Source organism: Variovorax sp. CF313 (assembly GCF_000282635.1).
Taxonomy (GTDB): domain Bacteria; phylum Pseudomonadota; class Gammaproteobacteria; order Burkholderiales; family Burkholderiaceae_C; genus Variovorax.
In genome coordinates this window covers 1-25,334 of the sequence record NZ_AKIW01000124.1, presented here as the reverse complement: position 1 = coordinate 25,334, position 25,334 = coordinate 1, and the positions used below count along the sequence as shown (strand labels likewise).

The following is a 25,334-nucleotide window of genomic DNA, read 5'->3' as shown; positions in this document are numbered from 1 at the left end:
TGCCTTGCGCAGCGAAATAAAGGGGGAGGCCGAAGGCCGGAGGACATTCGCGGAGCAAGGCACCCCGTCGGCGTGAGCGCACCCCGAACGACGCACTCCGTACCGACCCCTGGCTTCCAGATTCGTCATGCAGAAATGCATTCGGCGATCGCGCGGCCCACGTCCACGGTGTTGGCCGTGCCGCCCATGTCGCGGGTGCGCGGGCCTTCACTCAGCACGGTCTCGATGGCCGAGAGCACGGCGGCGGAAGCCTGCGCGTAGACCGGGTCGTCGCCCCCGAGATGGTCCAGCATCAGCGCGGCCGACCAGATCTGGCCGATGGGATTGGCGATGCCCTTGCCCGCGATGTCGGGCGCCGAGCCATGCACGGGCTCGAACAGCGACGGGAACTTGCGCTCCGGATTCAGGTTGGCCGAGGGCGCGATGCCGATGGTGCCGGTGCAGGCCGGGCCCAGGTCGGACAGGATGTCGCCGAACAGGTTGGAGGCCACGACCACGTCGAACCAGTCGGGGTGCTGCACGAAGTGCGCACACAGGATGTCGATGTGGAACTTGTTCGTCGCCACGTCGGGGTAGCGCGTGGCGATTTCGGCCAGGCGTTCGTCCCAGTAGGGCATGGTGATCGAGATGCCGTTCGACTTGGTGGCGGCCGTCAGGCTCTTGCGCTTGCGGCGGCTGGCGAGCTTGAACGCGTAGTCGATGATGCGGTCCACGCCGGTGCGGGTGAACACGGCTTCCTGGATCGCCATTTCGCGCGGCGTGCCTTCGAACAGGCGGCCGCCCACGGAGGTGTATTCGCCTTCGGTGTTCTCGCGCACCACCAGGAAGTCGATGTCGCCGGGCTTGCGGTGCGCCAGCGGACCGGGCACGCCGGGCATCAGGCGCACGGGGCGCAGGTTGACGTACTGGTCGAAGTCGCGGCGGATCTTGATGAGCAGGCCCCACACGGCGATGTGATCGGGCACCTTGTCGGGGGCGCCCACCGCGCCGAAGTAGATGGCGTCGTGGCCCTGGATCTTGTCGGCCCAGTCGGCCGGCATCATCAGGCCGGTGCGCACGTAGTGGTCGGAACCCCAGTCGAAATGGTCGTAGGAGAAGTCGATGCCGAAGCGGCGACCCACCGCGTCGAGCACGCGCAACCCTTCGGGCATGACCTCGACGCCGATGCCGTCTCCGGGAATGACGGCAATCCTGTGCTTCTGCTGCATTGACTCAACCTGTTCTAAGTTCGTTGCGTTCGGGGGCCGGCGCCTGCGACGCTGGGGCTGTTGAAAAATTCTAGGAGCGAGGGGTGGGGGTGCGGTGGGGGTTGGCACTCAAACTGCCTTGACAAGATCAGAAGGCGAAGCGTTGAGATTTCATAGAGGAGCTTGTCAATTCAATGTCACGAAATCGACTTCGATTTCGAAAAATTAGAAGGCTGGAGGCGCCCCGGGCGAACGCCGTGCTGCTGCACGGAGCACCGGGAAAGTCGTCGCCAGAGGGCTGACACGACCTTATGTCCCTCGTACCATGGCCCGATGCGAACACTCCAACTTCCCACCGGCGGCGAGATGCCCGTCCTCGGCCTGGGCACCTGGCGCATGGGCGAAAACGCGGGTCATCGTGCGGCGGAGGCGAAAGCCGTGCGCGAGGCCATCGCCCTCGGCTACCGGCTTATCGACACGGCCGAGATGTACGGCGAAGGCGGGGCCGAAACAGTGGTGGGCCAGGCCATTGCCGAGGCCCTGCGCGCGGGCGATGCACGGCGTGAAGAGCTCTTCGTCGTCAGCAAGGTTTATCCGCACAACGCCAGCCGGCGCGGCACGCGCGACGCCTGCGAGCGCAGCCTGAAGCGGCTTGGCCTCGACGCCATCGACCTCTACCTGCTGCACTGGCGCGGCAACCATCCGCTGCGCGAGACCGTCGCCGCGATGCAGTCGCTGGTGGCGGACGGACGCATCGGCCACTGGGGCGTGAGCAACTTCGACACCGACGACATGGAAGAGCTGATGCAGGCCGTGGGCGACGGGCCGGGCTGTGCGGCGAACCAGGTGTACCTGTCGCTCGGCGAGCGCGGCCCCGAGTTCAGCCTGCTGCCCTGGCAGCGCGAACGCGGCATGCCGCTGATGGCCTACAGCCCGATCGACCAGGGGGCGCTGGCCGAAGACGATGGGCTGAGCGAACTGGCCGGCCGGCTCGGCGTGACGGCTGCGCAGCTTGCACTGGCCGCCGTCGTCGCACGGCCCGGCGTGGCCGCGATTCCGAAGGCGGTGCGCAGCGCGCACCTGAAGGAGAACCTGGCTGCCGCCGATCTGCAGCTCGATGCGGCGACCCTGGCCGAGCTGGACCGCCTGCATCCACCGCCGCGGCGCAAGACGCCGCTGGCAATGATCTGAGAAGAAGAAGGAAGGATTAGTGCGCCTCGGCCTGCTTGGCCGCGGCGATCACAGCCTGCTCGTCGTGCTTCGCGCCGTTGAGGAACAGGTTGAGAAGCACGGCCGCGATCGACGCCAGCAGAATGCCCGACTCGATCAGCGAGTGGATCGCGTGCGGCATCCATTGCTTGAAGTTGGGCGCGATCAGCGGAATCATGCCGATGCCGATGGACACCGCGACGATCATCGCGTTGTGGCGGTTGGTCTTGAAATCCACGCCCGAGAGAATGCGGATGCCCGTGGCCGCCACCATGCCGAACATCACGAGGCCCGCGCCGCCGAGCACCACGGTGGGCAACGATTCCACCAGCGCGGCCATCTTCGGCAGCAGGCCCAGCACGATCAGGATCACGCCGCCGGCCACGCACACGTAGCGGCTCTTGATGCCCGTGACGGCCACGAGGCCCACGTTCTGCGAGAAGCTGGTGTACGGGAAGGTGTTGAAGATGCCGCCGATCAGCGTGCCCAGGCCGTCGGTGCGCAGGCCGCGCGCCAGGTCCTTCTGGCTGATCTTGCGGTCGGTCATTTCACCGAGAGCGAGGAACATGCCGGTCGATTCGATCATCACCACGATCATGATCAGCGTCATCGTGAGGATCAGGATCGGGTCGAACTGCGGCATGCCGAAGTGAAAGGGCAGCACGATGTCGACCCAGGCGGCCTTGCCCACCTTCTCGTAGGTCATGAGGCCGGTGACCGAGGCCACCACCGCACCGATCACGATGCCCAGCAGCACCGAGATGTTGGCGATGAAGCCCTTGGCGTACTTGACGATCAGCAGGATCGACACCAGCACCAGCGCCGCCACGCCGAAGCCAGAGAGGTCGGCGTACTTGGGGTTGGGCACCGTGGGCATGATCGCGAAGCCCTTGGGCACCGCGGGAATGGAACTGCCGGGCGAGGTGACCTCGGCCAGCCACTTCGCATACACCGGGTCGACCAGCGCGGGCGCGGTCGGGCCCACGGGGTTGCCGAAGATCCAGTTGATGCCCACGCGCATCAGGCTGATGCCGATGACCGCGATGATGGTGCCCGTGACCACCGGCGGAAAGAAGCGCAGCATGCGGCTCACCAGCGGCGCGATCAGTATCGATACGATGCCCGCGCCGATGATGGCGCCGAACAGCAGCTGCGCGCCGTTCTGGCCCGGGTTGGCGTTGGCGATGGCGACCATTGGCGCCACCGACGCGAAGGTGACGCCCATCATCACGGGCAGCTTGATGCCGAAGAACTGCGTGGCACCCAGCGCCTGGATCAGCGTGGCGATGCCGCAGCAGAACAGGTCGGCCGAGATCAGCAGGGCGACCTCGTCGGGCGAGAGCTTGAGCGCGCGCCCGACGATGAGCGGCACCGCGACCGCGCCCGCATACATCACCAGCACGTGCTGCAGGCCAAGGGCCGCGAGCTTGCCAGAAGGCAGGCGCTGGTCCACGGGATGGACTGTTGGAACAGTGGAAGAGGTCTCGGCCGTCATCGTGTATCTCCTGGCGCAGCAAGGGGAGAGAGGCGTGAACGGCGCGGTGTTCCGTGGCGTCCACCTAGTGTGTACGCCAAACTGTATACAATTTATGCGGCAATCCGGATGCAGGAAAACCCGCATCGCGGGCCCTGGGCGAAGACGATCAGTTTTCCAATTTCAGCCGCCGCATGAGCCAGTTCGCGGTGAACTCGAAGTGCTCTCGCATGTTCGACTCCGCCGTGTGGCCATCCTCCCCAAATACCAGTTGCGTCACATTGAAGCCAAGAGCCGCAAGGGAGGCAGGTTCATCTCTGGAGACGAGATCTTCGCGGGCGCCGTTCACCATGAGAATGGGTTTGTGCAACTGCACCGCGGTTGGCATCTTCAATTGACGTGAGAGTTGGAATGCTTCGTAGTATTCGCACATCGCCTGACGAGGTGTCGTCTGCGGATTCATGTTGGCAAACACGGTGTAGGGCGCGACGATCCATGCAGGCGCCGTCTTGCAATGCGCTTGTCCGAAGCTCGAATCGCTGGGGCCGCCTATGTTGACGATCGCCTTGTAGAAGTCGTTCCTCAGCCCGCCAAGCGTTCCCAAGTAGCCTCCCATGCTCCAGCCGTACACGGCCACTCGGCTCGCGTCCAGGTCGCTGCGGGTCTTGATGTAGTCCGCAACCGTGTCAAGCATCGCGGAGGACTCCGGACGGAATCCCAACTGGTTCTCCCCAGTGTCCGGATTTTCCACAATGAGGGTTGCGAACCCGCGGCCCACGAAGTAGTCGCTGTGCCGGATCATCTCCGTCTTCAGGTTGTCGAGGCCGCCGAGGATGACCAGCACCGGCAGCTTCTCGTTGCTGCCGCGTCGTGCCGACGGGGCTCGGAAGTAGCCAATGAATTCTTTCTCTCCGGTCTTGAATGTGATCCGCTGGAGCGGCTTTCCCGGGACCGCGTAGGCTCGTTCGGTCGCCTGCAGATCCGCGGCGGGGACACGCTTGGGCAGCCGATTCATCCGCAGATAGAAAGCGGCCTTCTTGTATTCGGCCGATGCGGCCGCGCTGTCGCCCCGCTCTTCGGCCACGCGGGCTCGTTCCAGATGCACCTGGGCGGGCTTGCTGAAAGTCGCTTGCCAGGCCGCCTGCGACGGCCCGGCATGTTCCGGCAGCGTTCCAACGACGTCGTCGAACGTGCTTGCTTCGATTCCGGCATCCTCGAGCCACCAACAGATGTTGAATTTGAACGAAGGATGCATGCGAGCGATGCCTCCCGGGTACTCCGCCTGTCCTTTCCTGCAGAACTCGGCCATGCTGTCCGCCGCCCTGGCCGAGGGGATGCCCTGTGCCGCGGATTCGTGCGGCGCTGCCGCGACAAGAAGGACGGCTCCGAAGGCCGTCAAGAGTTTCAAGATCAATTTGTTCGTCACGGTCTTTCCTTTATCGGGTTGGGCGGCTCGGGCCCGTCGCAAGGGCGAAAAAGCGATCTGCTTGGCGCTATTGGGGCGACGCACTGGGCAGCCAGCCATTGCCGCGATACCAGGCGACCGTATCGGCAACGGTTTGCTCGATCGGGCGAAACTTCAGTTGAAGTTTCTGCTCGCTCTTCGTGTGGTTGAAATGACTGCGCCCCGCCTCCTTGCGCATCAGCCGCACCGTCGCCAGGCTGAGCAGGATGGGTTTGCCGCTGATCCGCGCATAGAGTTCCTGTGCCGCCGCCAGGAGATACAGGAGCGGGAAGGGCAAGTTGCGTGTCGGCGTCCTGATGCCCGCGATCTTCCCCATCAAGGGAACCAGTTCCTGCATCGTCATGTGGCGGCCGGCAGCCAGATAGCGTTCGCCGCGCTGCCCGTGCTCCGCGGCCGAAATCTGCGCCCTCGCCACATCGCGGGCATCGACAACGGAAAAGCTCCCAGGCAGCAACCCAGGCAATTTTCCAAGCACCACATCGTTGACAAATTGTCCTGACGAGGTGGGGCCAATATCGGCCGGCCCCCACATCCACCCTGGCAAGACAAAGCTCGCGTGCATGTCCGGGTGCGCTGCAAGAAAGGCCGACACGACTTGATCGGCCAGAATCTTGCTGCGGTAGTAGTCGTCGTCGGCATCTGCCAGGTCACGCAGACAGGTCTCGTCGATGGGCATGCCCGGCTCGCCATTCAGCACCGCGATGGACGAGGTCTGAACGAAGCGCCGAATGCCGGCGTCGTATGCCCGCTCGATGAGCTGCTGCGTGCCGTCCACATTGATGCGTTTGAGCTCTTCCCAGTGGCTGCCGCCCTTGAAGTTGTCCCGGAAGAAGGCGGCGGTGTGGAACACCACGTCGCATCCTTGCAGTGCCTTGGAGAAAGCGGGTACATCCGCCATGTCGCCCAGCACCAATTCGACGCCTTTCATCCCCGCAAACTGCTGCTGACCTTTGGTCTTCGAGCGGGCGAGGGCCTTGACGGAGACGCCGCGCGCGACCAGCTCGCGCACAAGGTTGTTGCCGAGAAGGCCGGTGGCGCCGGTGACAAATGCGGACCTCGGGCTCTTGGATTTTTCCATATCGATTGAATGTCAAAGATCAAATGAGTTTTGAATGTACCTTCGGCATTTTGAAATATCAAGTGATATCTGAAGAAGTGTCCCAGCCTTGCCTCCGGAAGCACGCGCCCGCCGGTCGACATCCAAAGTTCATGTGATATCTTTTGAGGCATGAGCCCCACGACAGCAAGAAGGCGCCTGACCCGTGAGGAAAGCCGGGCGCAGACTCGCGAGCGCCTGATCGACACCGCGCAGCACCTGTTCGTGTCGAACGGCTATGGGGGCGCGTCGATCCGCGACATCGCGGACAAGGCGGGCTACTCCCAGGGTGCTTTCTATTCGAACTTCTCGAGCAAGGAAGACGTCCTGCTGGAGTTGCTGCGACGGCACATGGAAGCGGAAGCGACGCAGCTTTCCACGGTCTTGGGCAACGACGCGCAACAGCCCGAACAGATGCTGGCCGAACTGGAAGCCTGGGCTTCCACGCTCAATCACGATGCCGACTGGTGCATGCTTTCCATCGAACTGCAGTTGCATGCCAACCGCAGCCCGGCGTTCGCTGCGGAGTACCGGAAGGTGTGGGACAAACACCGGTCCGAGATCGGCGGCGTGATCGGCCTGTTGTTCGACAAGCTCGGGCGCTCGCCCCCTGCCGCACCGGACGAACTGGCCGCGGCCTTCATGGCACTCTCGCATGGGCTGGCACTGCAGCGGATGAGCACGCGCCCGGATCCCTCGGGCCGGCTGATCATGGTGTTCCTGCGCGGACTGATCGCAAGTGCGGAATGCCTGGGAACTGCAGCTGTCGCACCGGCCGACTCCTCTTCGCGCGAGCCCAGGAAGCGTGCTGCGAAGAAAGCTCGGCGCTGAATCGCACCCGGGTGCCCAGGACACCTTCAGGCTGTCCTGCAGACCCTCCCTAGGCGAGCAGCGCCTTCACCAGATCGAGCTGCCGGTCAGGCTTCTCGGTGCCCAGTTCGAGGCTCGCCTCGATGCGCTCAAGGTGGTCATTCATGCTCTTCACGGCGGCCTCGGCATCGCCCTTGCGGCACAGGCGCAGGAAATCGGCGTGCTCGTCCGACGAGCAGTGCGGGTCGTTCGACGAGTGGTACAGCATGGCGATCAGCGAGCTGCGCGCCACCAGTTCGCGCACCAGCTCGGCCAGCGTGCGGTTGCCCGTGGCCTCGGCCAGCGCCACATGGAAGTCGCCCAGCAGCTTCTCGCGCACGGTGCCCGTGGTGGTGGTCTGGCGCAGCGCTGTGCGTTCGAACTTGATGTGCTGCTCCAGCACCTGGTAGTCGCGCGGCCGTGCGGCGGCGACGAACAGGCGCACCACCTCGCTTTCGAGAATGCGGCGCACCGCGAACACCTCGCGGGCCTCTTCCACCGAGGGCTGGCAGACGAACGCGCCCTTGTCGGGAATCATCTCGATGAGCTTGTCCTTCGACAGCATCAGCAATGCGGCGCGCACCTTGGTTCGGCTCACCGAATAGACCCGGCCCAGCGCCTCTTCGCGCAGCCAGGTGCCGGGCGGCAGGCGCTTCTCGACGATCGCGGTGGCGATGTCGTTGGCGATGCTTTCGATGGAGCTGTTCTTGTCTGCTGCGGCCACGCCGTTCTCGGCTGGAACGGCGATGGCGGGGGGTACGGAAGATTTGGAACTGGCGCGGGGCATGCGCGGATTGTGGCCTAGCTCGAAAGCGTAAAGCTTTCCAGTGCGCCAACGATGGGCTTGGGCAAGGGCTTCGCCAGCTCCCCGCGCTTGCTGGTGCGCAGCTTGAGGGCGACGAGCGACTCGATGAGCTTGGTGCCCGCGGCCACGCCGTCGATCACGGGCACGCCTAGCACTTGCTCGATGTGCGCGCACAGGTCTGTCATGCCGGCGCAGCCCAGCACGATGCAGTCGGAGCCGTCTTCCTCGAGCGCGCGCCGGCATTCGTCGACGATGCGTTCGCGTGCACGCGAGCCGGGCTCCTCGAGTTCGAGCACCGGCAGCTCGCAGGCGCGCACGTTGGCGCAGAAGCGTTCCATGCCGTAGATCTCGGCCAGGTGCCAGGCCTGGCCCATGGTGCGGCCCAGCGTCGTCACCACGCTGAAGCGGCTGCCGATCATGCTGGCCAGGTGCATGGCCGCCTCGGCGATGCCCACCACGGGGCTGCGTGCCAGTTCGCGCGCGGCCTTCAGGCCCGGGTCGCCGAAGCAGGCGATCACGTAGCCGTCGATGTTGCCCTCGCGTTCGCCCGCCGCGATCTCCTGCAGCAGGCCCGGCACGGCCAGCGCTTCGTCGTAGTGGCTCTCGATGGAGACCGGCCCCATGGCCGGGCTCACGGCGACGATCTCGGTGCCGGCGTGCGCCACCGCGCGGGCGCAGGCACCGATCTTCTCGGTCATGCTCCAGGTGGTGTTGGGGTTGATGATCTTGATGCGCACGGCGCTCCCTTTCTCTTCAGTTCAAGTCTTGCTGTTGCGGTTCAGCACGGCATAGAGCACGAAGCCCAGGCCCATGCCGATGAACCACGCATAGTTCGCGCCACCGCGCAGCGCCGGCACCATCACGCACAGGATCGGCACGATGGCCGCCGGCACCAGCGCCTGGATCGCCTTCGGGTTGTAGCCGCCGCTGTACCAGTACTCGCCCTTCGGGCTCATGCTGTAGAGCGCGTCCACGTCGATGCGCTGCTTGCGCACGATGTAGTAGTCGGCAATCAGAATGCCGAACAGCGGCCCGATGAACGAACCCAGCACGTCGAGCGTGTAGTGAATGACCTCGGGGCTGTTGTAGAGGTTCCATGGCGTGAGAAACACCGAGCCCACCGCGGCGATCATGCCGCCCGTGCGCCAGCTGATGCGCTGCGGTGCCACGTTCGAGAAGTCGAAGGCCGGCGACACGAAGTTGGCCACGATGTTGATGCCGATGGTCGCGATCATGAAGGTCAGCGCGCCCAGCACGACGGCGGTGGTGCTGTCGATCTTGCCCACGGTGTGCACCGGATCGGTGATCAGTTCCCCAAAGACGGGCAGCGTGGCGGCGGTGGTGATGACGGTCAGCAGCGAGAAGAACACGAAGTTCACCGGCAGGCCCCAGAAGTTGCCCTTCTTCACCGCGTCGAAGCTCTTGCCGTAGCGCGAGAAGTCGCCGAAGTTGAGCATCGGGCCGCTGAAGTAGCTCACCACCAGAGCAATGGCCGAGAGCATCACGGGCAGCGCGTCCCAGCCCTGGAACTTGACGCCGCCGAGGTTCAGGTCGATCTTGCTCCAGCCCGCCTTCCACACCAGCCAGCCGCACAGCACGGCCATGACCACGTACACCGCCGGGCCGGCCCAGTCGATGAACTTGCGGATGGCGTCCATGCCGTGCCAGAAGACGAAGGCCTGCAGCACCCACATGACCATGAACGCGACCCAGCCGAGGGCCGACAGGCCGACGAAGCCGTGTTGCGCGACATCGGCATACGGTGCCAGGCCCGGCGCCATGTGCAGCGCCAGCACCATGAAGGCGGCCGATGCGAGGTACGTCTGCACGCCGTACCAGGCCACGGCGATCAGCCCGCGGATGATGGCCGGGATGTTGGCGCCCAGCACGCCGAAGGGCGCGCGGCACACCACCGGGTAGGGCACGCCCGTCACTTGGCTGGGCTTGGCCACGAGGTTGCAGAAGAACTGCACGATCACGATGCCGACCAGCAGCGACACCAGCACCTGCCAGCTCGACAGGCCCAGCGCGAACAGGCTGCCGGCCGTGATGTAGCCGCCGACGCTGTGCACGTCGGACATCCAGAAGGCAAAGATGTTGTATTGGCCCCAGGTCTGCTTCTTCAGCGGGGCGAGGTCTTCGTTGGTCAGGCGCGGGTGGTAGCCCGGCTTGATGACGGCGTTCGATTCCGCGTGCGGCGCAATGCCGGCTTCGCTTGCCCCCGCGGGGGCCTGGCTGACGACTGTGCTCATGGTCTTTCCTCGTGCGGGTGGGTGGATCGGACCCGGTTTTGACGCAAATTTCGCGCCGGTTTTTCGGATGCGTTATTTGTATACAAAAACTGCACGCAATCAAGGCCATTCGGGGAATCATATATCCGTAGATTCCCTGATGTGTGTGTGGCGCTGTTGTTCGGCCGGGCCACGGCGCACAGGCACGACGGTGGCAGGTCGCCGGACCTCCGTGGGTGATTAATCGAAATTCTTATGGCTCAGATGGAAAATATATCGTTTTCCATTGTGAAAGGTGCTGCTTAGAGTCGGGTCCATCCCCACTCCCCCGATGGAAAGCCCCATGAGCAACACAGCTACCCGCATCCCGTTTCATCTTGCGTTCCCGGTGCGAGACATCGCCGAGGCGCGCGCGTTCTACGGCGACTTGCTTGGATGCCCTGAAGGCCGCAGCGCGCCTGAATGGGTCGACTTCGATTTCTACGGCCACCAGATCGTGGCGCACCTGGCACCCGACGAATGCGGCCACCGCCAGAGCAGTTCGGTCGACGGTCACGACGTACCCGTGCGCCACTTCGGCGCGATCGTTCCGATGGATCAATGGCAGGCCATGGCCGACAAGCTCGTGGCGCGCCAGACAAAGTTCGTCATCGAGCCCTACATCCGGTTCAAAGGAGAGCCCGGCGAGCAAGCGACGATGTTCTTTCTGGACCCCTCAGGCAACGCGATCGAGATGAAGTCGTTCGCCGACTTGAGCTCGCTCTTCGCACGCTGAAAGAACTGCATGACCAAGAGCAGCAAAAGGAGCCTTGCCTTCGCAGCGGCGCTTGCCGTCGTCTGCGGGGCTGCGGCGGCGCAAACCGACACCTTGAAGAAGGTCAAGGAGTCGGGCTCGATTTCCGTGGGTGTCCGCGATGCGTCGGGTGCCATGTCGTTCACCCTGGGGCCCAACAGGTACACCGGCTTTCACGTGGAGATCTGCGAGCGGATCATTGCCGACATCAGGAAGGCAGTTCAACTCGACAGGATCGACGTGAGGTACCAGCTCGTGACGCCACAGAACCGGATTCCCCTCGTTCAAAACGGTACGGTGGATATCGAATGCGGCACGACGACCAACAATGCAGCGCGGCAGAAGGAGGTTGCCTTTGCACCGACGCTCTATGTCGAAGGCGTTCGCATCGCGGTCAAGGCCACGTCGGGCATCACGCGCCCCGCGCAGCTGGCCGGCAAGACCGTGGCGGCCACGACAGGAAGCACGTCCGTGCCGGCGCTGAGAAAACTCAAGCGTGAGGGCGCGAACGGTATCGAGGAGGTGCTCGCCAAGGACAACAGCGAAGGATTCCTGCTCCTCGAGGCGGGCCGAACCGAAGGATTCGTCGCTGACGGGCAGATCCTCGCGACGTTGATCTCGAAGAGCAAGGAGCCGGAAAAATACAGGCTCCTGGACCAGGTTCTCAGCGTCGAGCCGCTCGCGATCATGTTCCGCAAGGGGGATCCTGCATTCAAGAAGCTGGTCGACGACAGCGTCGTGGCATTGGCCAGGAGCGGCGAAGTCGCACGGATCTACGACAAGTGGTTCATGCAGCCGATTCCGCCTCACAACGCCAGGGTGGGGCTGCCGGCAAACGCCATGACGAAGGCTGCCTGGGCCGACCCCACGGACAAGCCGATGGAGTCTTACGAGTCCCGTTGACTGCCGATGGTGCGCGGAAAGTCGGCGAACCAGCGGTGCCGAGTCCGGCCCGCATGCGAGGCGATCGAGCGGCGCTCCCCGGTTTCAGGTACGGCGCGGGATCGATGCCCTTGCGCGGCTGGCATTCCGCGCAGGCAATGTGTTCGGCTTCGCTTCAGCCGCATCGCGCAGGCATTGGGCGAAGTGCGCAACCATGGGCGGGCTGGCCCGGGGCTTTCGCTGGAGCAGGCCGATCTCGCGCTGGAAAGTGACCGCGCCCAAGGAGACGACGCGCACCTGCGCAGGCAAGGGCAGATGCGCCTCGACCAGCGGCACGAGCGCCACGCCCAGGCCCCTGGAGGCCAAGTGGATCAATCCGGGAATCTCGTCGACCTCGATCGCATCGTTGACCGCCAGGCCTTCCCGACGCAGAAACCCCTCGACCATCCGCCCACCGAACGAAGCCCTGTCATAGCGCAGGAATGGCTGTTCCTGGATCAGCGTGCGCCAATTCTTCGTTACCGGCAGGGCCTTGGGCACCACCAGCACGTAGGGCTCGTGCACCAGTGGCTGCCACGTCAGGTCGGCAGGCATGCCGAACGGAGGGCGGATGATCACCGCGGCATCGATCTTTCCGGCGTCCAGGTCGTCCATCAGGCGCATCGAGACGCCAGGCGACACATGGACACGCACGAGAGGAAAGGATTTGCGCAGTTGCTCAAGCGCGCGCGCCAGCAGCGTGGGCTGCGCCGAGGCAATCGAACCTACGCGAAGAAGCCCCTGGGTGGCGTTGTCGTGAGGAAGCTCCCCGAGCTTGGCGAACAGCGCGCAGATTTCTTCTGCCCGCGGCAAGGTCGTCTGGCCTGCGACATTCAAGGTGGCCGATCGGCCTGTTCTGTCGAAGAGCTCGAACCCCAGGGCTTCTTCGAGTCGCTTCATCTGGCTGCTCACCGCCGATTGAGTAAGCCCGATTCGATCGCCGGCCGCCGCGAAGGTGCCGAGCTTGCACACCGCAATGAAGGTCTTGAGTTCGTTGATCACCCTGGAAGCATCGCAAACATCGATGCTCGGGTCAACCAAGCATCATCGCAGGTGATCAATGCCGACCCGTCGAGCGGCATGGGCTATTCTTCGAACCCTTCAAAACGAGTGTTCGCCAGCGCGCCGCACCGATCGATGCCTTCCATCAAATTCCGCACGCGGCTCTCGCTGGCCTTCGCAACGCTCGTTGCGCTGGTGTGCATCCAGGCCGGTTTCATCTACCTGGGTTCCGAGCGCGTTACTTTCGCCAAGCAGCACAGCCGGCTTGCGAGCGACATCCTGTCCGATCTGCTGGAGCTGTCCACCAACAAGCAGCGGCTGCGGGTCTGGGCCTCGCAGCGGCTGATGAACGGCGACGCGCCGATCGAGGCACGCGACCGCTGGCTGGCCGGCATGCGGACCAGCGCGGCCAGCCTGCACGACCTGACGCAGCGCGACCTGGCCTGGTGGACCCAGGCTTCCTCGGCGCGCGGCACGCCTGTGCCCGAGGCGGCGACCCAGCTGGCGGCCAGCATCGACCTGCTCGACGCCAACATCGCCGAAGTCCAGGCCCGCCTGCTGCGGCTGGAGCCGTTGGAGGAGGGCGCGGAGTTTTCATCGGTGTGGCAGCAGCTCAACCAGGTGTTCGACGTGACGCGCGGGCGCGACCTGCGCGAACTCGTCAACGGTGCGATCGCGCGCCAGCGCGAGGCGGTGCCGGTGGCACGCAAGGCCACGGAACGCGCCGTCGAGGTGCTGCGCCTGCAGGCCATCGGCCTCGCAGTGCTGACCCTGGTGGCCGCGGTGCTGATCGCCATTCGCCTGAACCGGCGGCTGCAGGCGCCCATCGCCGGCCTGCTGGCCGGCACGCAGGCCCTGCAGGCCGGCCGCATGGACCATCGCCTGGAGGTCGGGTCGAGGGACGAGTTCGGCCAGGTGGCAGAGCATTTCAATGCCATGGCCGCCGAGCTGCAGCAGCGCCGCAGCGATGCCGAAGCCGCGCGGCACAAGCTCGAAGCGGCGGTGGATGCGCGCACGGCCGAGCTGCAGTCCGCCCACGTCACGCTGCAGAACATCGACCAGCGCCGCCGCCAGCTGTTCGCCGACCTGAGCCACGAACTGCGCACGCCGGCCACCGCCATCCGCGGCGAGGCCGAGATCGCACTGCGCGGCGCCGACAAGCCGCCGGCCGAATACAAGTTGACGCTGTCGCGCATCGTTGGCGGTGTGGAGCAGCTCGCGCGGGTGATCGACGACCTGATGCTGATCGCGCGCGCCGAGGCCGACCAGCTCGTCATTCGGCAGGACCGGGTGGACCTGGGCCTGCTGGTCGGCGATGCGGCCGAGCAGGCCGAGGCGCTGGGGGCGCTGCATGGCGTGGGGGTGCGCCTCGATGCGCCGCACGACGCACAGCCGGCGCTTGTCCACGTGCACGCCGATGCCGATCGGCTGCGCCAGGCCCTGATGATCGTGCTGGACAACGCGGTGCGCTATTCGCGCGCCGGCGGCGCGGTTCGCATCGGTTGGCGCGAGCTCGACGGATGCGTGGAAATTGCCGTGCGCGACCAGGGCATCGGCATCGACGCCGACGAGCTGCCCACGGTGTTCCAGCGCTTCACGCGTGGCCAGCGCGCCCGGGCGCACCGCGTCGACGGCACCGGCATCGGCCTGTCGATCGCGCAGGTGATCGTTTCCGCGCACGAAGGCCGCATCGACATCGAGAGCGAGCCATTCGTGGGCACGACGGTCCGCATCCGGCTGCCGCGTTTCGACGGCACCGATTTCCCCACGGCGCCGGAGGCCGCATGAACAACATCCTGGTGGTCGAAGACGATCCGCGCGTGGCCGACTTCCTTCAGCGCGGCCTGCGGGCCGAAGGCTATGGCGTGCAGCTGGCCCGCACCGGAACCGAGGGCCTGGCGCTGGCGCGCGGCGGCGAGCCCGCGCTGCTCATCCTCGACCTGATGCTGCCCGGCCTCAGCGGCCTGGAGCTGTGCCAGACGATGCGCGCCGAGGGCCACCATGTGCCCGTGCTGATGCTCACGGCCATGAGCTCGCTGGAGGCCAAGGTCAACGGCCTGCGGCTGGGTGCGGACGACTACCTCACCAAACCCTTCGCTTTCGAAGAACTGCTCGCGCGCATCGAGGCGCTGCTGCGGCGCGGGCGCGAGCAGCGCGTGAAGGCGAGCAGCCTGCAGGTGGCCGACCTCGTTCTGGACCGCGAGCGCATGCAGGTCACGCGGGCCGGCCAGCCGATCGCGCTGACCGCGAAGGAGCTGGCCTTCCTGGAACTGCTGATGAGCGCACCCGGGCGCGTGTACAGCCGCGAGCGCATCCTCTCGAACGTGTGGGGCACCAGCGAGGACCCGCTGACCAACGTGGTCGACGTGTACGTGCGCCGCCTGCGCGCCAAGATCGACGAGGGCCATCCGCTCGCGCTGCTCAAGACCGTGCGCGGCTTCGGCTACCGGCTCGACGCGCAGGAGGCCTGAGCGCGCGCGGGGCGCCCGTTCATCCGTTGTTCATCTGCGCTTCAACTCGCATTCATGGCCCGGCACGGGTCGTGTTCATGAGCGCGCCGCAGACTTGATTCCTGCCTCGCGAATGCGGTGCAGCGCCGGCCTGAACCGGTGCTTCAACAACTTCCACAACAAGGAATCATCTCCGTGAAGAAAAGTCTCGTCGCCAGCGCCGCCCTCGGCGTCCTCTCTCTCTCGCTCGCCACCGGTGCGCTGGCCCAGGGATCGGGTACGGCCGTCTGCACGCCGGTGGATGCGGCGCAGGTCAGCGCCTTGTTCGACCGCTGGAACAACTCGCTGCGCACGCTGGACCCCGACAAGGTGGTCGCCAACTACGCCGCCGACGGCGTGCTGCTGCCGACCGTGTCGAACCAGCCGCGCACCAACCCGGCCGAGATCCGCGACTACTTCGTCAAATTCCTCAAGGGCGAGCCGCAAGGAAAGATCGACCAGCGCGTCATCAAGATCGGCTGCAATGTGGCGCAGGACGTCGGCACGTACACCTTCCGCTTCAAGGACGGCGGCACGGTGCATGCGCGCTACACCTACGTCTACGAATGGGTGAACGGCCAGTGGCTGATCGCGCATCACCACTCGTCGGCGATGCCCGAGGTGCGCGCCCCGAAGAGCTGACCGGCAGCGACTGCCTACTGCGCGGAGACCTTTACGAACACCGGGTTCGAATAGAACCAGAGGTCGCCGTAGTTGCGCGCGTTGATCGCGTTGAAGCGCGCCACGTTGTCGGTGCCCGTGGTCTGCGCATCGGGCAGCGGCTCGCCGCCGGCGGTTTCGTTGGGCACGTCGGTGCCCAGGTTGGTGCCGCGCAGGCGGAAGTACTGGTTGTTGCCGGCCTTCACCGTGTAGCTCACGGTGAAGTAGCCGTCGGCGTCGAGCTTCCAGTCGCTGCGGGTGAAGCGCTTGAGCACGTGCGTCGACGGGTTGGTGTCGCGCGAGTAGCCCGGCGTGCCCGGCAGTTCGGGGCCGGTCACGTCGCCCGCGATCAGGTCGATGTGATCGACCACCGGCTTCACGTTGGCGAAGCGGCCGCTGCCGAGCTGATACTCGAAGTTGTTGCGCTCGGGGCTCTTGAAGCGGATGATGATCTTAAGGTCTTCACCCGGCTTTGCTCCCAGCTCCGAACCCATCTCGCTTATTCCCTTGGCGCCTTGCACCTTGAAGTCGAGCGCGTCGATCAGGCCGCCGTTCACCGCGAAGAGCTTGCCCGTGCGCATGGCCGCGAGCAGCGACTTCGGGTCCTTGATGTCTCCCCACAGGTGGTTCCTGGCGTACTCGCCGGGCGCGTAGCCGCTGCTGTACTGGCCCTGCGAGACGGTGAAGTGGTAGTCGGAGTCGGCCACGTTCCAGATGCGGCGGCCTTCGGAAAGCAGCGCGTCCCAGGTGCCGCCCAGTTTGGCAACGAGATAGTCGACGCCGCCATAGGTGCGCGAGGGCAGGTTGGCCGCGATATAGGCGCTGTTGTAGCCGCCACGGTCGGGCTCCATCTGGTTGCCGACCATGCCTTCGAGCGAGAACACGATGTTCGGCGCGAGGTCGTTCATCTCGCGCAACTGGGCGATCGTGTACTTGCCGGGGTTGCGCGACGGGTGGTTGATCTGCAGGTAGCTGGTGTCGGGATAGTTCTTCTTGAGCCAGGCGATGGCTGCGAGCGTCTCGGCGTGCGTGTTGTAGCCGGTGCCGGCCTTCTGACCCCACGCGGCGACGTCGGCGGCCGGGAAGAGGGCGGGGTCGCGGTTGGTGAAGAGGTACTCGAACTGGTTCGCCGCCTTGAGCGCGGCGCCCGACATGGGGTTGTCGGTCAGGATGCCGACGTTGCCGTGGTCGTGCGAGGGCATGTCCCACTCGAAGGCCGTGAAGATCGTCTTGTCGGCGTACTTGCCGCTGGCCTGCAGCGCCTTGATGCGCGGCACTTGGTACTTGGCCATGCCTTCCGAGAACGGAATCTGCGCGGCCAGCTTGTTGCCATCGTTGTCGTAGGAAGACAGGCGCAGGTGGTCGGACAGCGCGGCCCAGTCGAGCCCGAACTCGTCGAAGGCCTTGGCCAGCACCTGGTCGAGCGTGGAGATCTGCTGGGTGTCGTCCGACTGCATCGTGTGGATGTGCAGGTCGCCGACGGTCCAGCGTCCGGGCGGCACGGACGGGGCGGGATCGGCCGGCTGCGCAGGAGCAGGTGCGGGCGCGGGCGCGGGCGCGGGCGCCACAGCAGTCGGGGTGCCGGGTGTCGTGGGGAAGAAGGCCGGGGCGCTGGAGCCGCCTCCGCCACCGCAACCGGCAAGCGCGAGCGTGCCGATGGCGAGTGTGGAGAGCAGGCTGCGGCGCAACGGCGGGGTGGTCGGTAGAGCAATCGGGAAGATGGACATGGCTGGCTTGAAAAAAGCGACGCGGACTGGAAGCGCGCGTCTCTGCGAAAGCCGCGAGTCTGGGATGGAGCCATGACATCCGGGTGAAAGTCGAACGAAAGTTCGTTGTTGCCGCGCACCAGTCGGGGCGCTGGCGCGGCCCGCGCCCTAAACTGTGCTCCTTTCATGATTCCCCGCGCGCCTTCTCCCGAGCTCACTGCGTCCGTCGACGACCTGGTGCTGTCCCGCACGGTGCGCACCGACCAGCTCGTGGCGATACGCCGCAGCGTGCTGCGGGCCATTCCGATCAACGTGGTGCTGAGCTGCGCGGCGGCGCTGATCGCCGTCAACGCCGGCCGCGCGTTCGAAGGGCTGTGCTGGCTGCTGCTGTCCCTCATGGTGAACGGACTGCGCCGCTACATCTGCCGCTGGCCGTTCGCACCGTCGCCGGGCACCACGCCCGACAGCAGCGTCGCCACATCGCCGAGCGCCCGCCCGGTCGAATGGCACCTGCGGTTGACAGCCGGCCTGGCCGCGGTGTCGGGCTGTGTGTGGGCGCTTATTCCGCTGCTGTGCGACGGCTACTCCTCGCCGCAGGCGGTGTTCTACCTGACGGTGGTGTGCGGCATCTGCGCGGGGGCGGTCACCTATGGCATCGCCTATGCGCTCGTGCCCATCGGCTTCATCACGCCGGCGCTGCTGTCGGTGGCGGGCTGCCTGGCGTATGCGGGCGGCTTCGACAACCTGTGCCTGGCGGCGCTCGTGCTGCTGTACCTCGGGGCGCTGGGGCGCGGCGCGCTGCACAGCGACAAGGCCTTCCGCGAAGGCAGCCGCATCCGCAACGAAGCCACCGCCATGGCCGCCCAGCTGCGGCTGGCGCACGCGCTCTCGCTGGATGCAACGCAGCAACTGGCCTTCCGGGCCTCGCACGATTCGCTTACCGGCCTGTTCAACCGCGAGGGCTTCACCGAGGCCGCGACGCTGCGCATCGCCACGACCGATGGCCGCCAGCACGGCCTGCTGCTGCTCGACCTCGACGGCTTCAAGGCGGTGAACGACGCCTTCGGCCACAAGGCCGGCGACCGCGTGCTGCAGGACGTGGCCCGCTGGCTGCAGCGGGAAACCGCAGACATGCAGGCGGTCCTCGGGCGCTGGGGCGGCGACGAATTCGCGCTGCTCTACAGCCTGTGGGACGAGCGGCAGGCGCCCACGGCCATCGCGCAGGGGCTGATCCGTTCGGTCTCTTTCGCCACGGCGCACTACGGCGGTCACCTGGGCGTGAGCATCGGCATCTCGGTGTCGGGCGAGGCCGAGATCGCCGACATGATCAGCTTTGCCGACGAGGCGCTCAACGAGGCCAAGCGCCTCGGGCGCAACCGCTGCCAGCTCTTCGACAACGCGCTCAACCAGCGGCTGGCCACGCGGCGGGACGTGGAGCGCGACCTGCTGCGCGCCATCGAGGCGCGCGATATCGGCGTATGGTTCCAGCCGATCATGAACAGCGACGGCTGCGAGGTCCACAGCCTCGAGGCGCTGATGCGCTGGAACCACCCGCGCCACGGCCAGATCGCTCCCGAGGAAGTGATCTACGCGGCCGCGAGCACCGGCGTGGCGGAGCCGCTGCTGCGGCACCTGGTCGACGAGGCCTGCCTGGCCATGCGCCAGCTCGAGGCCGCGGGCTCCAGCCTGGCCGCAGCGCCGGTCGCCATCAACGTCTCGCCACGCGAGATGGCGCAGCTCGCGGTCGACGACATCGTGCTGGGCATGCTGAAGGAGCGCGGCATCGCGCCGCGCCGGCTGCAGATCGAGATAACGGAAGAGGTGGCGCTCGACACCCATGCCACGCGCGGCCGGTTGAGCACGCTGTCGGCCGCGGGCGTGGCGATCGTGGTCGACGACTTCGGCGTGGGCTATTCGTCGCTGGCGTCGCTGCGCAGCGAGCACGTGCGGCAGGTGAAGATCGACCGCAGCTTCACGCTCGGCCTGTCGTCCTCACCGGGCAACGTGGTGCTGGTGGATGCCATCGTCCAGCTCGGCCGTTCGCTGAACATCCAGGTCGTGGCCGAAGGCGTCGAAACGCAGGACGAGCTCGAGGCCCTGCGCGCGCTGGGCTGCAAGCTGGTGCAGGGCTACCACCTGGCGCGGCCCGCGCCGCTGTCCGAACTGATGGCGTGGGCGGCTTCGCGGGCGCTGCCGGCGCACGCCAAGGGCGCCTGAGCCGGATCAGGCCAGCAGGTCGCAGAGCGTGCGCGCGATCACCTTGGTGGCGCGGCGCAGGTCTTCGAGCACCACGCGCTCGTCGCTGCGCTTGGCATGCGACTCGAGCACGGTGCGCGGGCCGGCGCCGTAGATCACGCCAGGAATGCCGGCTTCGACGTACAGGCGCACGTCGGTGTACAGCGGCGTGCCCATGGCCTTGATCGGCTCGCCGAACAGCTCGCCGCCGTGCTTCTGGATGGCATCGACCAGCGGCTTGTTGCCGGCCAGCGGCTGCATCGAGTTGGCGAGCAGCAGGCGCTTGATCTCGACCGTGATGCCCGCGCTTTCGGCGGCGGCATCGGCGATCACCTTGCGGATCGTGGCTTCGACCTCGACCGGGTTCTCCTCGGGGATCATGCGGCGGTCGAGCTTGAACACCACCTTGCCCGGAACCACGTTGGTGTTGGTGCCGCCCTCGATGCGGCCGACGTTGAGGTACGGGTGCGTGATGCCCTCGACCTTCGACGTCACCTGCTGGTAGAGCGTGTTCTGCGCATAGAGCGCGTTGAGGATCTTCGTGGCGCCCTGCAGTGCATCGACGCCGGTGGTCGGAATGGCGGCATGTGCCATCTTGCCGTGCACCGTCACTTCCATCTGCAGGCAGCCGTTGTGCGCGGTGACCACTTCGTAGCTGAAGCCGGCCGCGATCATCAGGTCGGGCTTGGTCAGGCCGTTCTTGAGCAGCCAGCCCGGGCCGAGGATGCCGCCGAATTCTTCGTCGTAGGTGAAGTGCAGCTCGACGCTGCCCTTGGCCGGTTTTGCTACCGCTTCGAGCGCGCGCAGCGCGAAGGTGAAGCTCGCGAAGTCGCTCTTGCTGACCGCGGCGGCGCGGCCGTAGAGGCTGCCGTCGGCGATCTCGCCGCCGTACGGGTCGTGCGTCCAGCCTTCGCCGGGCGGCACCACGTCGCCGTGGGCATTCAGCGCGACGGTACGGCCTTCGCTGCCGTACTTGCGGCGCACGATCAGGTTGGTGATCGATTCGAGGCCGTACTCCTTCACATCCTGCGCGGGCACGGCGTGCTTCTCGGCGTCGAGGCCGAAGTCCTTCAGCAGTTCGGCGGTGCGTTCGGCGTGCGGCGCGTTGTTGCCGGGCGGCGTGTCGGTGGGCACGCGCACCAGTTGCTGCAGGAACTGCACTTCCTCGTCGAAGTGGGCGTCGATCCAGGCGTCGAGTTTGGCGTAGTCGGTCATGGTTGTTCTTCTGTGGTCGGTCAGTGGGCTTGCTCGGTGGCGAGGTTGTCCAGCAGGAGCTGGAATGCTTGCACCGCCAATTGAATATCGTCGTTGGTGCTCGATTCGAGCGGGTTGTGGCTGATGCCCGAGTTGATGCCGCGCACGAAGAGCATGGCCTGCGGCATCACCTCGTGCAACTTCATCGCGTCGTGGCCGGCGCCGCTGGGCATGCGGAAGAGCGGAATGCCGAGGGCATCGACCGCTTTTTCCCATCGCTGCTGCCAGGCCGGTGCGCTGGGCGCGGCGGCGGCGCGCATCGTCTCCTCGAGCTCGTAGCGAACGCCGCGGCGCTCGCAGATGTCCTTCAGTGCGTTGACCACGTCGTTGGCCAGCGCGTCGCGCTGCGCATTGTTGGGCGCGCGCAGGTCGAGGCTGAACTTGCAGCGCCCCGGCACCACGTTGATCGAGCCGCTGGGCACTTCGAGCATGCCGACAGTGCCGACCGAGTCCCCGTCCTTCGCGGCGCGCTGCTCGGTGTAGAGGATCAGCTCGGCCACGGCCGCTGCTGCGTCGCGGCGGCGGTCCATCGGCGTGGTGCCGGCGTGGCTGGCCATGCCGATGACCTCGCCCACGTAGCGCACGCTGCCGTTGATGGAGGTGACGATGCCCAGCGGCAGGTCGAGCTCGGTCAGCACCGGGCCCTGCTCGATGTGCACTTCGACGAAGCCGAGGTAGCGGGCCGGGTCGCGCTGGATCTTCGGAATGTCTTCCTGCTTCAGGCCCGCGTGCTGCATGGCCTCGCGCATGGTGATGCCGTCGGCATCCTTCTGGTCGAGCCAGCGCGGGTCGAAATGGCCGATGAGCGCGCCCGAGCCCAGGAAGGTCGCCTTGTAGCGCTGGCCTTCTTCTTCCGCGAAGCCCACCACCTCGAAGGCGAAGGGCAGGCGCCTGCCTTGCCGCTTGAGTTCGCGCACGCAGGCCATGGGCACGAAGATGCCGAGGCGGCCGTCGTACTTGCCGCCGTTGCGCACGGTGTCGTAGTGCGAACCGGTGAGCAGCGTCTTCGCGTCGGGCGTGCTGCCTTCATAGCGACCCACCACGTTGCCGACCGCATCGATGTCCACCGAGTCGAAGCCGCACTCGCGCATCCACGTGGAGATCTGCGCGGCGCAGGCACGGTGCGCATCCGTCAGGTAGGTGACGGTGAGCTGGCCCTTCTCGGCATAGCCCGGGTCGGTGTGCACCGAGAGCTGCTCCTGCAAGTCCCACACGTCGTTGCCGAGCGTGATGTCGGCGGCGAACTTGTCGTCCAGGCGGATCTCGGCGATGCGATGGATGTTGCGCAGCGCCTCACCGAGTTCGAACCCCGGGTGGTTGTACAGCCGGCGCTCGAAGGTGTCGATGATCTCGCGCTTGGTCAGCCCGGTGCCGCGCGGGCCGCGCACCGCGAGGATGAACGGAAAGCCGAACTTCGCGTTGTAGTCGGCGTTGAGCTGCTGGATCTTCGCGAACTCCTCGGGCGTGCAGCCGGTCAGGCCGGCCTTGCTCTGCTCGTTGGTCGATTCGGCCGTCAGCGTCTTGCTGACCATGGCCTTGCCAGCGAGCTCGGGGTGGGCGCGGATGAGGCCGATCTGCTCGTCGGCCGACGACGCGGCCAGCGCCTGCACCATCGAATGCTTCAGGTGTGCGAGCGATCGGAAGGGGCGCGCGGCGAGCGCGCGCTGCGCGATCCAGGGCGAGTGCTCGTAGATGCCATCGAGCAGTGCGACGGCTTCGGCCGGCGCCGCGGCGTTGAGTTGGGCGATGGTGAGGCTCATGATGCGGCTCCGGCTTCGAAAGGATGCGCCTGCTTCCAGTGGCGCGCGATGTCGACGCGGCGGCAGACCCACACCTTGTCGTGCTTGGCGATGTGATCGAGAAAGCGCTGCAGCGCCGTGATGCGGCCGGGCCGCCCGAGCAGCCGGCAGTGCATGCCGATGCTCATCATCTTCGGGCTGTTGTCGCCATTCGGGTCGCCCTCCGCATAGAGCGCATCGAAGCTGTCCTTCATGTACTGGAAGAACGGATCGGCGTGCGAGTAGCCCTGCGGCAGCGCGAAGCGCATGTCGTTGCAGTCGAGCGTGTAGGGCACGATGAGCTGGGGCACCACGCTGCCGTCGGTCTTCTGCACCTTCATCCAGAAGGGCAGGTCGTCGCCGTAGTAGTCGCTGTCGTATTCGAAGCCGCCGTAGTCGGCCACGAGGCGGCGCGTGCGCGGGCTGTCGCGGCCGGTGTACCAGCCAAGCGCCCGCTCGCCGGTGAGCTTCTCGATGGCTTCCATGCCCAGGCGCATGTGCTCGCGCTCGGTGGCTTCGTCGAGGTTCTGGTAATGAATCCAGCGCCAGCCGTGGCAGGCGATCTCGTGGCCGAGTTCCTTGAACGCAGCCGTGAGCTCGGGGTAGCGCTCCAGCGCCATGCCCACGCCGAACACGGTCAGCGGCAGGCCGCGCTTCTCGAACTCGCGCAGGATGCGCCACACGCCGGCGCGCGAGCCGTATTCGTAGATGCCTTCCATGCTGATGTGCCGGTCGGGAAAACTCGCCGGGTTGAACATCTCGGAGAGGAACTGCTCGGAGCCCGCGTCGCCGTGCAGCGTGGCGTTCTCGCCGCCCTCTTCGTAGTTGAGGACGAACTGCACCGCGATGCGCGCGCCGCCCGGCCACTGGGCGCGCGGCGGGTTGCGGCCGTAGCCGACGAGGTCGCGCGGGTAGGGCAGGGTGGTGTCGTAGACGGTCATGGATGTTCAGGCCAGGGCGAGCGAGATGTCGTTGGTGGGGACCTTGCGGTCGAACGTGAGGTTGGCTTCGACGTGCTCCAGGTGTTCGGTCATGAGGCGCACGGCGCGTTCCTCGTCGCGCGCGGCCAGCGCCTTCACGATGTCGGCGTGCTCGTCGTTGGAGTGCTCGGCAGCGCTGGCGCTCTGGTACATCAGCGTGATGAGGGCACAGCGAGAGATGAGTTCGCCGAGGATCTGCGCCAGCACCTGATTGCCCATGAGCTCGGCCATGCGCACGTGGAAGTCGCCGAGTAGCTCTGTGCGGCCCGAGATGTCCTCGCCCGACACGGCGGACTTTTCGAGCGCGACGTGTTCCTTCAGCGCCTTGATCTTGGCCGGCGTGACGGTGCGCACGAACTCGCGCGTCATCTCGGCCTCGAGCATGCGGCGCACAGCGAACACTTGCCTGGCCTCGTCGACCGCGGGCGCGGCCACGAAGGCGCCGCGCGCGGGTTCGAGGCGGATGAGCTTGTTCTGAGACAGCTGGAACAGCGCCTGGCGCACCAGCGTGCGCGACACGCCGAAATGATCGGCCAGCTTCTGCTCAGCCAGCTTGGTGCCGGGCTGAAGCCGGTGCTCGACGATGGCCTTCGTGAGGGCATCGACGATCGAACGGGTGGTGGAGGACTCCATGTTTTTCATGATAGACCCAAAGCCGGTAACTGTATACACTTTTGTCCACCGGAATTTCCCGCACCCGATTCGACATTCGAAGGAGCGCCCCATGGGCCTGAGCACTCACGTACTGGACACGATGCACGGCGGCCCGGCGGCCGGCATGGAGGTGGCGCTGTACACCACCGACGGCGACGCCGCCACGCTGGTGAAGCGCTTCACGCTGAATTCGGACGGCCGCAGCGACGGGCCGCTGTACGACAACAACTCGCTGAAGGCCGGCACCTACCGGCTGGTGTTCGACGTTGCGGGCTACTTCAAGGCCCGCGGCGTGAAGCTGCCCGAGCCGAATTTCCTGAACAAGGTGTCGCTGGACTTCGGCGTGGCGCACACCGACCAGCACTACCACGTGCCGCTGCTGGTGAGCCCGTGGAGCTACTCGACCTACCGCGGGTCTTGATGCTCGCCCCCAGGCTTCGCGCACTTCGTGTCGCTTCGCCAACCCCCTACCGGGGGCGGGCCGGCCGCTTCGGGCGGCCGTGCGCGGCGGCCCCCCGCGAGCGGACCGGCGATGTCTGACAACGC

Annotated in this window: 22 protein-coding genes; 9 read left to right on the top strand and 13 right to left on the bottom strand. The window is 66.1% G+C overall.

The genetic code is table 11. The annotated features are described in order from the left end of the window. Positions 1–125 precede the first annotated feature (125 nt). Positions 126–1,208 (bottom strand): tartrate dehydrogenase, encoded by a 1,083-nt coding sequence (locus PMI12_RS25650; protein ID WP_007838385.1) that lies wholly within the window; start codon positions 1,206–1,208, stop codon positions 126–128. 312 nt (positions 1,209–1,520) lie between these two features. Between PMI12_RS25650 and PMI12_RS25645 the strand changes: the two genes are divergently transcribed. Beyond that, the gene (locus tag PMI12_RS25645) at positions 1,521–2,378 is read left to right on the top strand and encodes an aldo/keto reductase (protein ID WP_042674364.1); all 858 of its coding nucleotides are present in this window, start codon (positions 1,521–1,523) and stop codon (positions 2,376–2,378) included. A 16-nt stretch (positions 2,379–2,394) separates the two neighbouring features. On the opposite strand, the gene PMI12_RS25640 is transcribed toward PMI12_RS25645, so the two are convergent. The 3 genes from PMI12_RS25640 to PMI12_RS25630 form a co-directional block, all read right to left on the bottom strand. After that, on the bottom strand, positions 2,395–3,891 hold the full coding sequence (locus PMI12_RS25640; protein WP_007838380.1) for a nucleobase:cation symporter-2 family protein: 1,497 nt from the start codon (positions 3,889–3,891) through the stop codon (positions 2,395–2,397). 148 nt (positions 3,892–4,039) lie between these two features. Further along, on the bottom strand, positions 4,040–5,296 hold the full coding sequence (locus PMI12_RS25635) for an alpha/beta hydrolase family protein (RefSeq protein ID WP_042674360.1): 1,257 nt from the start codon (positions 5,294–5,296) through the stop codon (positions 4,040–4,042). A gap of 67 nt (positions 5,297–5,363) precedes the next feature. Next, positions 5,364–6,413, bottom strand: coding sequence for an SDR family oxidoreductase (locus PMI12_RS25630; protein WP_007838376.1), 1,050 nt, complete (start codon positions 6,411–6,413; stop codon positions 5,364–5,366). A 150-nt stretch (positions 6,414–6,563) separates the two neighbouring features. On the opposite strand from PMI12_RS25630, the gene PMI12_RS25625 reads away from it, so the two are divergent. Then, positions 6,564–7,262 carry a TetR/AcrR family transcriptional regulator gene (locus PMI12_RS25625; protein WP_007838374.1) on the top strand — a complete coding sequence of 233 codons (699 nt, stop codon included), beginning with the start codon at positions 6,564–6,566 and terminating at the stop codon, positions 7,260–7,262. A 49-nt stretch (positions 7,263–7,311) separates the two neighbouring features. Here the strand turns inward: PMI12_RS25625 and PMI12_RS25620 are convergent, their stop codons facing one another. From PMI12_RS25620 to PMI12_RS25610, 3 genes are read right to left on the bottom strand one after another with little or no spacing between them, the layout of a single operon-like run. After that, on the bottom strand, positions 7,312–8,067 hold the full coding sequence (locus PMI12_RS25620; protein WP_007838371.1) for a GntR family transcriptional regulator: 756 nt from the start codon (positions 8,065–8,067) through the stop codon (positions 7,312–7,314). A gap of 14 nt (positions 8,068–8,081) precedes the next feature. Further along, positions 8,082–8,822 carry an aspartate/glutamate racemase family protein gene (locus PMI12_RS25615; RefSeq protein WP_007838370.1) on the bottom strand — a complete coding sequence of 247 codons (741 nt, stop codon included), beginning with the start codon at positions 8,820–8,822 and terminating at the stop codon, positions 8,082–8,084. A gap of 21 nt (positions 8,823–8,843) precedes the next feature. Beyond that, on the bottom strand, positions 8,844–10,337 hold the full coding sequence (locus tag PMI12_RS25610) for an NCS1 family nucleobase:cation symporter-1 (protein WP_007838369.1): 1,494 nt from the start codon (positions 10,335–10,337) through the stop codon (positions 8,844–8,846). A gap of 367 nt (positions 10,338–10,704) precedes the next feature. Here PMI12_RS25610 and PMI12_RS25605 point away from each other — a divergent pair, with 367 nt between their 5' ends. Further along, positions 10,705–11,091, top strand: coding sequence for a VOC family protein (locus tag PMI12_RS25605; RefSeq protein WP_413315623.1), 387 nt, complete (start codon positions 10,705–10,707; stop codon positions 11,089–11,091). A 9-nt stretch (positions 11,092–11,100) separates the two neighbouring features. Next, a complete protein-coding gene (locus PMI12_RS25600) occupies positions 11,101–12,012 on the top strand; it encodes an amino acid ABC transporter substrate-binding protein (protein WP_007838366.1) in 912 nt (303 codons plus the stop codon). Between the two features lie 84 nt (positions 12,013–12,096). Here the strand turns inward: PMI12_RS25600 and PMI12_RS25595 are convergent, their stop codons facing one another. Continuing rightward, a complete protein-coding gene (locus tag PMI12_RS25595; RefSeq protein WP_007838364.1) occupies positions 12,097–13,032 on the bottom strand; it encodes a LysR substrate-binding domain-containing protein in 936 nt (311 codons plus the stop codon). Positions 13,033–13,167: 135 nt separating this feature from the next. On the opposite strand from PMI12_RS25595, the gene PMI12_RS25590 reads away from it, so the two are divergent. The 3 genes from PMI12_RS25590 to PMI12_RS25580 all read left to right on the top strand — a co-directional run bounded on the left by PMI12_RS25590 (position 13,168) and on the right by PMI12_RS25580 (position 16,163). Further along, a complete protein-coding gene (locus PMI12_RS25590; RefSeq protein ID WP_007838362.1) occupies positions 13,168–14,820 on the top strand; it encodes a sensor histidine kinase in 1,653 nt (550 codons plus the stop codon). Then, the gene (locus PMI12_RS25585; RefSeq protein WP_007838360.1) at positions 14,817–15,503 is read left to right on the top strand and encodes a response regulator transcription factor; all 687 of its coding nucleotides are present in this window, start codon (positions 14,817–14,819) and stop codon (positions 15,501–15,503) included. Before PMI12_RS25590 ends, PMI12_RS25585 begins: the two co-directional genes overlap by 4 nt. A gap of 174 nt (positions 15,504–15,677) precedes the next feature. Further along, the gene (locus tag PMI12_RS25580; RefSeq protein ID WP_007838358.1) at positions 15,678–16,163 is read left to right on the top strand and encodes an SgcJ/EcaC family oxidoreductase; all 486 of its coding nucleotides are present in this window, start codon (positions 15,678–15,680) and stop codon (positions 16,161–16,163) included. 14 nt (positions 16,164–16,177) lie between these two features. Here the strand turns inward: PMI12_RS25580 and PMI12_RS25575 are convergent, their stop codons facing one another. After that, positions 16,178–17,908, bottom strand: coding sequence for a hypothetical protein (locus PMI12_RS25575; protein ID WP_007838357.1), 1,731 nt, complete (start codon positions 17,906–17,908; stop codon positions 16,178–16,180). Between the two features lie 165 nt (positions 17,909–18,073). Here PMI12_RS25575 and PMI12_RS25570 point away from each other — a divergent pair, with 165 nt between their 5' ends. Continuing rightward, positions 18,074–20,104 (top strand): putative bifunctional diguanylate cyclase/phosphodiesterase, encoded by a 2,031-nt coding sequence (locus PMI12_RS25570; RefSeq protein ID WP_007838355.1) that lies wholly within the window; start codon positions 18,074–18,076, stop codon positions 20,102–20,104. 6 nt (positions 20,105–20,110) lie between these two features. On the opposite strand, the gene PMI12_RS25565 is transcribed toward PMI12_RS25570, so the two are convergent. The 4 genes from PMI12_RS25565 to PMI12_RS25550 are packed head-to-tail and all read right to left on the bottom strand — an operon-like array spanning position 20,111 to position 24,776. Then, a complete protein-coding gene (locus tag PMI12_RS25565) occupies positions 20,111–21,337 on the bottom strand; it encodes a M20 family metallopeptidase (RefSeq protein ID WP_007838353.1) in 1,227 nt (408 codons plus the stop codon). 20 nt (positions 21,338–21,357) lie between these two features. Continuing rightward, positions 21,358–23,136, bottom strand: a complete 1,779-nt coding sequence (gene uraD / locus PMI12_RS25560) for a 2-oxo-4-hydroxy-4-carboxy-5-ureidoimidazoline decarboxylase (protein ID WP_007838352.1) — start codon at positions 23,134–23,136, stop codon at positions 21,358–21,360. Beyond that, a complete protein-coding gene (gene puuE / locus PMI12_RS25555; protein WP_007838351.1) occupies positions 23,133–24,095 on the bottom strand; it encodes an allantoinase PuuE in 963 nt (320 codons plus the stop codon). The genes uraD and puuE overlap by 4 nt, the downstream gene beginning before the upstream one ends. Positions 24,096–24,101: 6 nt before the next feature. Then, complete coding sequence (locus PMI12_RS25550) at positions 24,102–24,776, bottom strand: GntR family transcriptional regulator (protein WP_007838350.1); 675 nt, start codon at positions 24,774–24,776, stop codon at positions 24,102–24,104. Between the two features lie 82 nt (positions 24,777–24,858). Between PMI12_RS25550 and uraH the strand changes: the two genes are divergently transcribed. Then, positions 24,859–25,209, top strand: a complete 351-nt coding sequence (uraH, locus tag PMI12_RS25545) for a hydroxyisourate hydrolase (RefSeq protein WP_007838349.1) — start codon at positions 24,859–24,861, stop codon at positions 25,207–25,209. Positions 25,210–25,334: the final 125 nt, after the last annotated feature.

Coding starts and splice junctions, on each gene's coding strand:
- PMI12_RS25650 (WP_007838385.1), bottom strand. CDS start 1,208: ATGCAGCAGAAGCACAGGATTGCCGTCATTCCCGGAGACGGCATCGGC.
- PMI12_RS25645 (WP_042674364.1), top strand. CDS start 1,521: ATGCGAACACTCCAACTTCCCACCGGCGGCGAGATGCCCGTCCTCGGC.
- PMI12_RS25640 (WP_007838380.1), bottom strand. CDS start 3,891: ATGACGGCCGAGACCTCTTCCACTGTTCCAACAGTCCATCCCGTGGAC.
- PMI12_RS25630 (WP_007838376.1), bottom strand. CDS start 6,413: ATGGAAAAATCCAAGAGCCCGAGGTCCGCATTTGTCACCGGCGCCACC.
- PMI12_RS25625 (WP_007838374.1), top strand. CDS start 6,564: ATGAGCCCCACGACAGCAAGAAGGCGCCTGACCCGTGAGGAAAGCCGG.
- PMI12_RS25620 (WP_007838371.1), bottom strand. CDS start 8,067: ATGCCCCGCGCCAGTTCCAAATCTTCCGTACCCCCCGCCATCGCCGTT.
- PMI12_RS25610 (WP_007838369.1), bottom strand. CDS start 10,337: ATGAGCACAGTCGTCAGCCAGGCCCCCGCGGGGGCAAGCGAAGCCGGC.
- PMI12_RS25600 (WP_007838366.1), top strand. CDS start 11,101: ATGACCAAGAGCAGCAAAAGGAGCCTTGCCTTCGCAGCGGCGCTTGCC.
- PMI12_RS25590 (WP_007838362.1), top strand. CDS start 13,168: ATGCCTTCCATCAAATTCCGCACGCGGCTCTCGCTGGCCTTCGCAACG.
- PMI12_RS25585 (WP_007838360.1), top strand. CDS start 14,817: ATGAACAACATCCTGGTGGTCGAAGACGATCCGCGCGTGGCCGACTTC.
- PMI12_RS25575 (WP_007838357.1), bottom strand. CDS start 17,908: ATGTCCATCTTCCCGATTGCTCTACCGACCACCCCGCCGTTGCGCCGC.
- PMI12_RS25570 (WP_007838355.1), top strand. CDS start 18,074: ATGATTCCCCGCGCGCCTTCTCCCGAGCTCACTGCGTCCGTCGACGAC.
- PMI12_RS25565 (WP_007838353.1), bottom strand. CDS start 21,337: ATGACCGACTACGCCAAACTCGACGCCTGGATCGACGCCCACTTCGAC.
- uraD (WP_007838352.1), bottom strand. CDS start 23,136: ATGAGCCTCACCATCGCCCAACTCAACGCCGCGGCGCCGGCCGAAGCC.
- puuE (WP_007838351.1), bottom strand. CDS start 24,095: ATGACCGTCTACGACACCACCCTGCCCTACCCGCGCGACCTCGTCGGC.
- PMI12_RS25550 (WP_007838350.1), bottom strand. CDS start 24,776: ATGAAAAACATGGAGTCCTCCACCACCCGTTCGATCGTCGATGCCCTC.
- uraH (WP_007838349.1), top strand. CDS start 24,859: ATGGGCCTGAGCACTCACGTACTGGACACGATGCACGGCGGCCCGGCG.